7 protein-coding genes are annotated in these 11711 nt (G+C 61.6%); 5 read left to right on the plus strand and 2 right to left on the minus strand.

The genetic code is table 11. The features are described from left to right. Positions 1–55: 55 nt before the first annotated feature. Positions 56–769, minus strand: coding sequence for a cytochrome c biogenesis ResB family protein (locus KI810_RS01630; protein ID WP_214173742.1), 714 nt, complete (start codon positions 767–769; stop codon positions 56–58). A gap of 4 nt (positions 770–773) precedes the next feature. After that, the gene (locus tag KI810_RS01635) at positions 774–2591 is read right to left on the minus strand and encodes a KUP/HAK/KT family potassium transporter (RefSeq protein ID WP_214173743.1); all 1818 of its coding nucleotides are present in this window, start codon (positions 2589–2591) and stop codon (positions 774–776) included. Positions 2592–2851: 260 nt separating this feature from the next. Here KI810_RS01635 and ileS point away from each other — a divergent pair, with 260 nt between their 5' ends. From ileS to KI810_RS01660, 5 genes are all read left to right on the plus strand, one after another. Beyond that, a complete protein-coding gene (gene ileS / locus KI810_RS01640; RefSeq protein ID WP_214173744.1) occupies positions 2852–5626 on the plus strand; it encodes an isoleucine--tRNA ligase in 2775 nt (924 codons plus the stop codon). A gap of 44 nt (positions 5627–5670) precedes the next feature. Next, complete coding sequence (gene lspA / locus KI810_RS01645; protein ID WP_214173745.1) at positions 5671–6183, plus strand: signal peptidase II; 513 nt, start codon at positions 5671–5673, stop codon at positions 6181–6183. 3 nt (positions 6184–6186) lie between these two features. Further along, on the plus strand, positions 6187–9666 hold the full coding sequence (mfd, locus tag KI810_RS01650) for a transcription-repair coupling factor (RefSeq protein ID WP_214173746.1): 3480 nt from the start codon (positions 6187–6189) through the stop codon (positions 9664–9666). Between the two features lie 55 nt (positions 9667–9721). Beyond that, positions 9722–10645, plus strand: coding sequence for a peptidylprolyl isomerase (locus KI810_RS01655; RefSeq protein ID WP_343213451.1), 924 nt, complete (start codon positions 9722–9724; stop codon positions 10643–10645). 84 nt (positions 10646–10729) lie between these two features. Further along, on the plus strand, positions 10730–11689 hold the full coding sequence (locus KI810_RS01660; protein WP_214173748.1) for a peptidylprolyl isomerase: 960 nt from the start codon (positions 10730–10732) through the stop codon (positions 11687–11689). Positions 11690–11711: the final 22 nt, after the last annotated feature.

Consider the following 11711-nt stretch of genomic DNA (forward strand, 5'->3'; position numbering starts at 1 on the left):
TGTCTCGACATCATTCTACCCCCGGCGGGGAGATGCCGAGGAGTGAACGTAGTCCTCAGGAAAGCGAACGTCCCCGCCGGACCGCCAGCAGCGCAACATTACCCACCGTGAACAGCAATGCCCCCGCCAGCGCCCATCCTGCCCCCGGTTCCCGGTGGATCTCCACCAGTGCCACCGGCGCCGGCATGAACCCCACCTCCTTCAGGTAGATCCCGAACCCCCGGTGAAAGAAGGGGTGGTTGGGGCTGACGGTCCCGGCTGCCATTCCCCCCGCAACGGTACGGACCCGGGCGCTGTACCCGGTCGGCATCCCCATGGGCCCCATGGCGGCGTCGAGCCTCTCCACCAGCACTACCCCGCCATCGGGAAAGCCGATAGTCGACCCCTCCCCCACCTCCATCACCTGCTTGAAGCTCCCCCTGGCGCTGACCAGATGGGCGACCATGATCAGCAGGAATCCTAGGTGCATGACCTGGGGGGCGATACGGACCAGAAAATTACCCCGCTCCCACTTTTTGCCGAGGGACTCCATGCTGCAGAGAACGGTGTTGACCGCCAGCAGGGCCAGCAGGCCGATAGTCACCCAGAGCCACCAGGAAACGGTCAGCGGCGCCTCCTGCAACCAGTAAAACAGCGGCAGGTCGTTGAGGGAACGCCCTTCTTCCCCGCTGCTGGCAAAGGAGCCGATCGCCATGAACAGCAGCACCCCGGCCATGAGCCAGAGCCCCAGGTTGAGCGAGACCAGGTAGCGGTAGATCTTCCCCATCATGGCATTACATCTCCACCCGCGTCACGACACCCTGGAGTTTGGACGCCGGCAGCTTGTTGAACTGGACAAAATTGGGGGTGAGCTTCTTGATGACGGAGAAGACCCGCCAGACGGGGTTCATGGTGGAGATGTCCTCGACCCCGTAGAAGATGACCTTCCCCACAATGCTGTTTTCCTTCATCAGCGTTTCGATGTCGAGGACTTCCATGTATCCCGCCTGGATCTCGAAGGCGTCGAGCCCCGGCCCCATCCCTTCGGTGAGGCAGGTATACACACCGAACGGCTCATCGGTCCGGTTGATGGAAATCAGGACGTTCCTTTCATACAGGATGTTGCTCCGGATGATGCAGTGGACAAGGTAGGGGGGGATGACGTCCTTCTCCCGGGTGAAGAAGATGCCCGTTCCAGGGATGTATCCCTTGGCGCGAATCTGCTGGTAACTCAGCATGAAGGTGTCCAGATCGAGGGGTTTCAGAGCCCGGTAGAGCGACTTCTGTCCTCTTGTCCAGATCAGGATGGTCCCCAGGGGGATGGATGCCAGGATGATCGACCAGTAGGCCCCGTGGGGTATCTTGGAAAAGGTCGAGAGGAGATAGAGGAGGTCTATCAGGAAGATGACGGCGACGATGGGAACTTTCCACTTCTTCGTCGTGTTGGCGAAGACGATCATCATCATGATGGCGGTGATGGTCATGGACCCGGTGACCGCCATGCCGTAGGCCGCCGCCAGGTTCCCCGACTTGCGGAACAGGAACATCACCATGATGACGGCGACCATGAGCGACCAGTTGACCGCCGGGATGTAAATCTGGGACTGGAGGTGGGTAGAGGTGTATTCGACCCGCATCAGGGGCATCAGGCGGGTGGTGATCCCCTGGTAGACAATGGAAAAGACACCGCTGATGATCGCCTGGGACGCGATGATGGTCGCCATGATGGTCAGGAGCAGGAAGGGGATGTAGAGCATGGGCGCCTGTCCCTTGATCATGCCGAACAGGAGATTCTTCGTCTCCGGGTTCTGGATGACGTAGGCCCCCTGCCCCAGGTAGTTTATCATCAGGGCGGCGAAGACGAAATACCATGCCCGGATGATGGGGCGTTTGCCGAGATGTCCCATGTCGGCATAGAGCGCCTCGCCGCCGGTGGAACAGAGGATGACCTCGGAGAGGACGAAGAAGCCGGGAAGCCCGTTGTTCCTGAAAAATTCCACCGCGTGCCACGGGTTTATGGCCGTTATGACCGATGGCATGGTGGCGATGGACGTAACCCCCGAAACAAAAAGGGCGCCGAAGTAAACCACCATGATCGGCCCGAATATCCCCGCGACCCGGTCGGTCCCGTGGGACTGGAAAAAGAAGAGGGAAACGGCGATGAGGGCGGCGATGACGACCAGCACCCACTGGGGGATCTGTTCGAAGCCGGGGACGAGATGCATCCCCTCCACGGCGGAGAGGATACTGATGGCCGGGGTTATGACCCCGTCCCCAAGGAGAAGCGAGACGCCGAGAAAGGAGAGTATCCCGGCGAACGCCAGCAGCCTCCCCTGCCTGAGGAGCTTGATCAGGATTTCCCTGAGGACGATCTCCCCCCCCTGACCCTTCTTGCCCAGGCTCATGGCGAGCCAGGCGTATTCACAGGTGACGAGGATGGTCATGGTCCAGAAGACCAGGGAGAGGATGCCGAAGACGTTCTCCTGGGTCGGCCTGGTCAGGGTGAAGATGACCGTGAGGGTATAGATGGGGCTCGTGCCGATGTCGCCGAAGACCAGCCCCAGCGCCTTGACTATACCCCCCCAGAAACTCTCCTGCTTGCTGCTATCCATGAACTGCCCCCGGAATCAACGATGAACGGAAAACTGTGAGGTCGCCGACAGGCGCTCGTCTGAACCGTGCCGTGACGGGTGGAGGTTCAGGACCGTTCCACGTCGGGGCGCAGGCGCCTTTCGCCACAGCCGGCAACATATACCATTTCCACCCTGAATAGACAAGCAAAAACGCCCCTTTAGCCTTGACTTTTCAATGGGTTCCTAGTAGTTTAAGGCGTTTCGCACAAGGATTGCTTCCCATCTCGCCTGGAGGTCGTATGGACTATAAAGAGACGCTCAACCTGCCGGTTACCGAGTTCCCCATGAAGGCCAACCTGGCCCAGCGGGAACCGGAAATCCTGAAAAAGTGGGACGATACCCGACTCTACGGAAAGATTGAAGAAAAGGGGAAGGAGCGGCCGCTCTACATACTCCACGACGGCCCCCCCTACGCCAACGGCCACATCCACATCGGCCACGCCCTCAACAAGATCCTCAAGGACGTTATCCTGAAGAGCAAGCGGATGGAGGGGCTGAGCGCCCCCTATGTCCCGGGATGGGACTGCCATGGCCTCCCCATCGAGCTGCAGGTAGAGAAGAACCTGGGCTCCAAGAAGCACGAGATGTCCAAGCTGGCCATGCGCCGGGAGTGCCGGACCTACGCCGAGAAGTTCATAGCCATCCAGCGGGACGAGTTCAAGCGCCTCGGCGTCCTGGGGGACTGGGATAACCCCTACCTCACCATGAACTACGAGTACGAGGGGCTTACCGCCGCCGAGCTGGCCAAATTCGCCCACAACGGCGGCCTCTACCGCGGCAAGAAACCGGTCCACTGGTGCTCCTCCTGCGTCACCGCCTTGGCGGAAGCGGAGGTGGAGTACGCCGACCACACCTCCCCCTCCATCTACGTCAAGTTCCTCCTGCAGGACGACATCTCCGCCGCCGTGCCGGCCCTGGCGGGGAAACGGGTCTCCCTCGTCATCTGGACCACCACCCCCTGGACCATCCCCGCCAACCTGGCCATCGCCATCCACCCCGACTTCACCTACGCCGCCCTGGAGGTGAACGGGGAGGTGCTGATCGTGGCCGACGGGCTGAAGGACGCCTTCCTGGCGGCCAACAAGCTCGACGGGAAGGTGCTGGCGACCTTCGCTGCACCGGTGCTGGAACGGAAGCGGTGCAGGCACCCCTTCTACGACCGTGACTCCGTCGTGCTGCTCGGCGAGCACGTGACCCTGGAAGCGGGGACCGGCTGCGTCCACACCGCGCCGGGTCACGGCCAGGAGGACTACGAGCTCGCCCTGAAAGAGGGGCTGGAGATCTACAACCCGGTGGACAACCACGGCAAGTACATCGGCAACCTGGAGTTCTTCGGCGGCCAGTTCGTCTTCGCCGCCAATCCGGCCGTCATCGAAAAACTGGCCGAAGTGGGGGCGCTGGTGGGACAGGCCAATATCAGCCACTCCTATCCCCACTGCTGGCGCTGCAAGAAGCCGATCATCTTCCGCGCCACCGAGCAGTGGTTCATCTCCATGGAGGCGAACGACCTCCGGAAGAACGCCCTGGAGGCGATCAACTCCGTCCAGTGGATCCCCCGCTGGGGAAAAGAGCGGATCTACGGCATGATTGAGAACCGCCCCGACTGGTGCATCTCCCGCCAGCGCACGTGGGGGGTCCCCATCACCGCCTTCTCCTGCACCGCCTGCGGCGAATACCTGGCCGACGGAACGATCATGGACTTTGTCGCCGAGCAGTTCAAGCAGCACAGCGCCGATATCTGGTTCGACTGGGATGCCCCCCGCCTGATGCCGGAGGGGACGACATGCCCGAAATGCGGTGCCACGGAATTCCAGAAGGAGATGGACATCCTGGATGTCTGGTTCGACTCGGGGGTCTCCCACGCTGCGGTCCTGGAGCCGAACGCCAAGCTCGCCTCCCCCGCAGACATGTACCTGGAGGGGAGTGACCAGCACCGGGGGTGGTTCCACTCTTCCCTCCTGGAGAGCGTCGGGACCCGGGGGGTCGCCCCCTACAAGAATGTCCTGACCCACGGCTTCGTGGTGGACGGCGCCGGACGCAAGATGAGCAAGTCGGTGGGTAACGTGGTCGCCCCGGAAGAGGTGATCAAGAAGTTCGGTGGCGAGATCCTCCGCCTCTGGGTGGCCGCCCAGGATTACCGGGACGACATCCGCATCTCCCAGGAGATCCTCACCCGCCTCTCCGAGGCGTACCGCCGCATCCGGAACACCTGCCGCTACATCCTGGGGAACATCCACGACTTCGACCCGGCGAAGGACGCCGTCGAATACGGGCAGATGCCGGAACTGGACCGCTGGGCCCTTCACCAGCTGGAGCTTCTCAAGGAAAAGGTCCTCACCTGCTACGGCGAGTATGAGTTCCATGTCCTCTATCACGCCATGAACGGCTTCTGCACCGTGGAGATGAGCGCCTTCTACCTGGACATTCTCAAGGACCGGGTCTACACCAGCAGGAAGGACTCGGTGGAACGACGCTCCGCCCAGACCGTCATGTACCGCATCCTCGATACCCTGGTACGGCTCATGGCGCCGGTGCTCTCCTTCACTGCCGACGAGGTCTGGGGGTACATGCCGGGAGCACGGGAGGAAAGCGTCCATCTGGCCGAATTCCCGCCCCTCAACCCGGAGTGGAAGGACGAGCAGCTGGTGGAGCGGTGGGAGCGGATCATGAAGGTCCGTACCGAGGTCTCCAAGGCACTGGAACAGGCCCGGGTGGCCAAGACCATCGGCCACTCCCTGGACGCCGCCGTAACTATCGCCGCCGATTCCGAACTGCTCGGCTTCCTGAACGGATATGCCCGGGAACTGCCGGCCATCTTCATCGTCTCCAGCGTGATGCTGACCGATACCCTCGCGAGCGATTGTTACGCGGCCGAAGGAATAGCCGGCATGAAGGTGCGGGTCACCGCCGCCCCCGGAGAGAAGTGCGAGCGCTGCTGGTGCTACAGCGAAGAGCTCGGCACGGACAGCGAACACGCGACCATCTGCCCGAAATGCCTGGCTGCGGTGAAGTAATCCTCGGCGGTTAAAGCTTTTTGCCTTATTAGGAAATCGAATCCATGAAACTGAAATACCTCACGCTCCTCGTGGTCTCCACCCTGCTCATCGGCATCGACCAGGCAACCAAGCTCTACATCGACCGGACCATGGATCTCCACTCATCCATAACCGTCGTGGAGAATTTCTTCAATATCACCTACATGCGCAACAAGGGGGCGGCTTTCAGTTTCCTGGCCAACTTCAGCTACCGCCTCCCCTTCTTTATCCTCGTCTCCCTGATTGCCGTGGTGGTTATCGTCACCTTTTTCCGCAAGCTCCGGCCTGACCAGAATTTCACCGCTTTCGCCCTCTCCCTCATCTTCGCCGGCGCGGTTGGCAACCTCATCGACCGGGTCAGGCTGGGAGAGGTGATCGATTTTCTCGATGTCCACTGGTACGAACATCACTGGCCCGCCTTCAACGTAGCCGACTCGGCCATCTGCGTCGGGGTATTCCTCCTCGCCATCGACATGTTCATCGAGGAGCGCCGGCAGAAAAACCTCAAGGAGCACCCCCCCAAACAGACCGGGTAGACCATGGCGACCACCCACCAGGACCACATCAAACAGCTTGCCCCGGCCCTCAGCGCCGAAGATTCTCTCGTGACCGTTGCCGGCCTCAAGGGTTCAGCCCCGGCCTACCTCCTGGCCAGGCTGATGCCCGATCTTCCGGCACCGCTCCTGGTCATCACCCCTGACCCTGAATCTGCGGAGGAGCTCTGGCGGGAACTCTGCTTCTATGACGGCGACGCCGAGGGAATACTCTATTTCCCGTCATGGGATACGGCCCCCTTCGAACCCGCCTCCCCCCATGCCGACATCATCGGACAACGCCTCAATGCCCTCTTCCGCCTCCTGGACGGACGGGCCAGGACCGTGGTCACCCCCCTCGCAGCACTGGCTCAGCGGGTACTGCCGCGACAGACGCTGGGGGAGGTCTCCCACTACCTGGTTTCGGGGGAAGAGGCGGAACGGGAAACCCTCCTGGGGAAACTGGTCAAACTCGGCTATTCCCACGTCCCCCTCGTGGAAGACCGGGGTTCCTTCGCCAGTCGGGGGGGGATACTGGACATCTTCCCCCCCAACCTCCCTGAACCGGTCCGTATCGAGTTCTTCGGCGATTTCGTCGACACCATCCGAACCTTTGACCCGGTCTCCCAGCGCTCTCTTCGCCCCCTCTCCGAACTGGTCCTTCTCCCGTCCCGGGAGGTAATCCTTACCGACGAAGTCCTGCAGGGATTCGCGACCCGGCTGAAGAAGCGGTGCGACCATCTGGACATCCCGACCATCCGCCGGCGGGAGCTGACAGAACAGGTCCAGAGCTCCATTTACCCGCCGGGGATCGAGTACCTGCAACCCCTCTTTCACCCCGGCCTGTCAACGCTTCTTGACTATACCGGCCCGTCGGCGGTCCGGGTCCTGCTCGACCCGGAAGCCATCACAGCCGCCATACAACGCCGCGAGGACGAAATGGCAGCGGCCCTTGAGCGGGCCCAGGCACAGGATGCCATCACCTGCGAACCCTCCGACCTGTTCCTTGCTTCGGCCGAACTGGAGAGCATCCTGGCCGGTGGCCGACGGCTCGTCCTCCCCTCACTCCTTCTGGACGAAGGAATGGGGGATAAGGCAATCCAGCGTTTCACCGTGGCGGACAACGCCGACCTCAAGCTCGACTTCGCCCCCGACAGCGAAGGGGTCCTGAAACCGTTGGTGGCCCACCTCAACGACTGGCTGGCGGAACGGCAACGGGTCGTCATGGTCTGCCATCAGCGGGGACAGGCCCAGCGGCTCTACGAACTCCTCGCCCCCTACGGGCTCCCCCTGGACATAGCGGAACGTCCCTTTCCCCGGGAGGTGCAGCGCCGGGACGGCAAGGTGGCCATCCTGGTGGGTGAGATTTCCCGGGGATTCCGGTTCCGGGAGGACGGGGTTACGGTCATCGCCGAGGAGGAGATCTTCGGCCGGCGGGTCAAGCGCCGCGGCCTTTCCGAGGCGCGCAAGAAACAGCTCCTCACCTCCCTGGCCGAGCTCAAGCCGGGGGACCACATGGTCCACATCGACTTCGGCGTCGGCATCTACCGCGGCCTCCAGCACCTCACCCTGGGGGACGTGGAAGGTGATTTCCTGCTGCTGGAGTATGCGGGGAGCGACAAGCTCTACCTGCCGGTGGACCGGATCAACCTGGTGCAGCGCTACGTGGGTGCCGAGGGAATCGAGCCCCACGTGGACAAGCTGGGGGGTACGGGGTGGGAAAAGACCAAGGCCAAAGCCAGGGCCGCGGTGCAGGAGATGGCGGAAGAGCTCCTGAAAATCTACGCTGCGCGCCAGCTCCAGGAAGGACACGCCTTCGGTCCGCGGGACGAGCTCTATACGGAGTTCGAAGCCTCCTTCGCCTTTGAGGAGACCCCCGACCAGCAGGCCGCCATCGACGACGTGCTGGCGGACATGGAGAGCAGAAAGCCCATGGACCGCCTGGTCTGCGGCGACGTGGGGTACGGCAAGACCGAGGTAGCCATGCGGGGCGCCTTCAAGTCGGTCATGGAAGGGAAGCAGGTGGCGATCCTCGTGCCGACCACGGTTCTCGCCCAGCAGCACCTGGAAACTTTCACCGCCCGTTTCAAGGCCTACCCGGTCCGGATCGAGATGCTCTCCCGGTTCCGCTCCCCCAAGGAGCAGAAGGAGATCCTGGCCGGTGTCAAGAAGGGGGATATCGACATCATCATCGGCACCCACCGCCTCCTCCAGAAGGACGTGGAGTTCCGCGACCTGGGGCTCCTCATCGTCGACGAGGAACAGCGATTCGGCGTCACCCACAAGGAACGGCTCAAGAAGTACCGGGCGGTGGTGGATATCATGACCCTCACCGCCACCCCCATCCCCCGCACCCTCTACATGTCCCTCATGGGGATCCGGGACCTCTCCATCATCGATACTCCCCCGGTGGACCGGCTCGCCATCAAGACCTTCGTTTCCCGCTTCAACGACGAGGTTATCCGGGAGGCGGTGCTGCGGGAACTGCGCCGGGGGGGGCAGATTTTTTTCGTCCACAACCGGGTACAGAGCATCGGTGCCATGGCCGAGCACCTCGGCCGCATCGTACCGGAGGCACGCATCGCCGTGGGGCACGGCCAGATGGACGAAAAAGAGCTGGAGAAGGTGATGCTCGGCTTCATGCATGGCGAGACCAATCTCCTCCTCTCCACGACCATCATCGAGTCGGGGCTCGACATCCCCACCGCCAACACCCTCATCGTCAACCGGGCCGACAGCTTCGGCCTGGCCCAGCTCTACCAGCTGCGGGGCAGGGTCGGCCGTTCCAAGCAGCGGGCCTACGCCTACTTCCTTATCCCCGGCGAGGGAGCCATCTCCAGCGACGCCCGGGAGCGGCTCCGCATCCTCCAGGAGTTGACGGAACTCGGCGCCGGCTTCCGCATCGCCACCCACGATCTGGAGCTGCGCGGCGCAGGGGACCTGCTGGGAGCCCGGCAGTCGGGGAACATCGCCGCCGTCGGTTTCGAGCTCTACACGGAGCTGATGGAAGAGACCATCCGCCAACTCAAGGGGGAAGAGATGGTGGAGAAGGTGGAGCCGGAACTCAAGCTCCGCATCCCCGCCTTCATCCCGGAAGATTACGTCCGCGACCCGAACCAGCGCCTCGTCATCTACAAGAAACTGACCCAGGCCAGCTCCACGGACGATATCGCCGAGATGGAAGGGGAACTGACGGACCGTTTCGGCAAGCTCCCCCTTGCCGCCGTCTACCTGCTGGAGGTGATGCGGATTCGCCCCCGGCTCAAGGCGCTCCTCGTCCGGGAGGTGGAATTCGACGGCCGGCGGCTGGTCTTCGCCTTCCATCAGAAGACCCCGGTCTCCCCGGACACCATCATCGGCCTCATCCGCCAGCACCCGAAAACATACCAGTTCACACCCGATTACCGCCTCGTCATGGAGCTTGCCGATACCACCTTCGAAGGGGTCCTGACAGCGGCCAGAAATCTCTTGAAAAGGCTTACCTGATATGCTACGTTCCGCTGTCGGACTGCCGAAATTCTCTCTTCTCAAGGAGTTAACCGTGCATAATCGCAATAGAGTCAAGACCGCCCTGCTGGTCCTCTGCGTTGCCGCCGTCTGCGGCTGCAACGCCAAGACGGGGACTGAAGGGACCAAGGGAACGTCGGGAGGAAAGACCCTGGCCGAAGTCAACGGGGTCGTCGTCACCACCGAAGACTTCAAGCGTGAGCTGGAAAATCTCCCCCCCTACCTGAAGCCGATGGCCGACACCGCCGAAGGGAAGAAGGAGATGCTTGATACCATGGTCATTCGCGAACTCATCCTCCAGCAGGCCCGGAAGGACGGGATCGAGAAGAGCCCTGAGGTGGCGGAAAAACTGGAAGACCTGAAGAAGCGGGTGGTGGTCGAGGCATTCCTGAAGAAAAAGGTCGAGGAGCAGGCAGGTCTTGCCGATGCCGACCTCCAGAAGTTTTATGACGAGAACAAGGATAAGTTCAAGGCCGGCGAGCAGGTCAAGGCCAGCCATATTCTCGTCAAGGGGGAGAGCGAAGCTCAGGATATCCTTGGCCAGCTGAAAAAGGGTGCCAGCTTCGAGGAACTGGCGAAGAAACACTCCGTTGACTCCGCCGGCGCCAAGGGTGGCGATCTGGGGTGGTTCAGCAAGGGATCCATGATTCCCGAATTCGAAAAGGTTGCCTTCGGTCTCAAGGAAGGGGAGCTTTCCGGTATCGTCAAGACCCAGTTCGGCTACCACATCATCAAGCTGACCGGCAAACGGCCGGCTGGCGTCCGCCCCTTCGCCGAAGTCAAGGACCAGATAAAGGCTGCGCTCCTGCCGGAAAAACAGCAGGAGGTCTTCAAGAAGCTGAAGGATGACCTGAAAAAGAGCGCCAAGATAGCAATAAAGGAAGATGTCCTGAACGAGTTGGGAGGGAAGTCAACCCCGGAAACCGCAGCGCCTCCGGCAGAAGCCAAGCCCAAATAACAGCCTTTCCGAAGACCAGCCGCGGGCCGGGCAACTGCCCGGCCCTTTTTACGTTGCACGGAAAACCATCGGTATACGAACGCCATGAATATCTACTATAAAATCCTTCTCCTGACCATCCTGGCCATCCTGCCGGCCCTTTCCGCCGCCGAAATGGTGAGCGGCATTGCGGCCATCGTCAACGACGAGATCATCACCTCCTACGATGTGGAGAAGGAGACCGCGATCCTTGCCAAGGAGGCGGAGAAAAAGGGGCCGGTATCCGTCGCTGCCCGTGGGGAGCTGCGCGGTTCCGCTCTCAACCGCCTGATTGACCGGAAACTCACGGAACAGAAGATCAAAGAACTGGACATAAAGGTTACTGAGGAAGAAGTACGGCAGGCCATCGAGGACGTGAAAAAGCAGAACAATCTTTCCCAGGAAGCGCTGGTTGCGGCCCTTGCCGGCCAGGGGCTCTCCTTCGACCAGTACAGGGCGCAGCTGAAGGAGCAGTTGGAGCGTCTGCGCCTCATGAGCCAGGAAGTCCGTGCCAAGATCCAGGTGGGAGAGAAGGAGATGCGGGAGTACTACGCAGCCAACCCCACAAAATACGGGGCGGAGGAGCAGTTTCGCGCCCGCCACATCTTCTTCCGCCTCGGCAAGGATGCCACCTCCCAGGATATCAGGCGGGTCATGATGACAGCCGCGAACGTGCTGTTCGAGGCCCGAAGCGGCAAGGACTTTGCCGAGCTCGCCCGGAAGAACTCGGACGATCCGGGGGCAAAAACGGACGGCGGCGATCTCGGGACGTTCAAAAAGGGGGAGATGCTCCCCGAGATCGAGGCCACCGTTCTGAAGATGAAGCCGGGGGAAATCAGCGAACTGGTGGTGACCACGGCAGGAATCCACATCATCAAGCTCGAGGAGCGAACCGCCGGCAAACCGAAGCCGTTTGAGGAAGTAAAGGGAGAGATCGAGGAGACCCTCTACCGTAAAAAGTCAGAAGACCGCTTCAACCAGTGGCTGGCAGACCTCCGCAAGGGTGCATCCATCGAAATAAAGTAAGGGGCGGGAAGAAGCCCGCCAC

It is taken from the genome of Geomobilimonas luticola, assembly GCF_018476905.1.
Taxonomy (GTDB): Bacteria; Desulfobacterota; Desulfuromonadia; order Geobacterales; family Geobacteraceae; genus Geomobilimonas; species Geomobilimonas luticola.

Coding starts and splice junctions, on each gene's coding strand:
- KI810_RS01630 (WP_214173742.1), bottom strand. CDS start 769: ATGATGGGGAAGATCTACCGCTACCTGGTCTCGCTCAACCTGGGGCTC.
- KI810_RS01635 (WP_214173743.1), bottom strand. CDS start 2,591: ATGGATAGCAGCAAGCAGGAGAGTTTCTGGGGGGGTATAGTCAAGGCG.
- ileS (WP_214173744.1), top strand. CDS start 2,852: ATGGACTATAAAGAGACGCTCAACCTGCCGGTTACCGAGTTCCCCATG.
- lspA (WP_214173745.1), top strand. CDS start 5,671: ATGAAACTGAAATACCTCACGCTCCTCGTGGTCTCCACCCTGCTCATC.
- mfd (WP_214173746.1), top strand. CDS start 6,187: ATGGCGACCACCCACCAGGACCACATCAAACAGCTTGCCCCGGCCCTC.
- KI810_RS01660 (WP_214173748.1), top strand. CDS start 10,730: ATGAATATCTACTATAAAATCCTTCTCCTGACCATCCTGGCCATCCTG.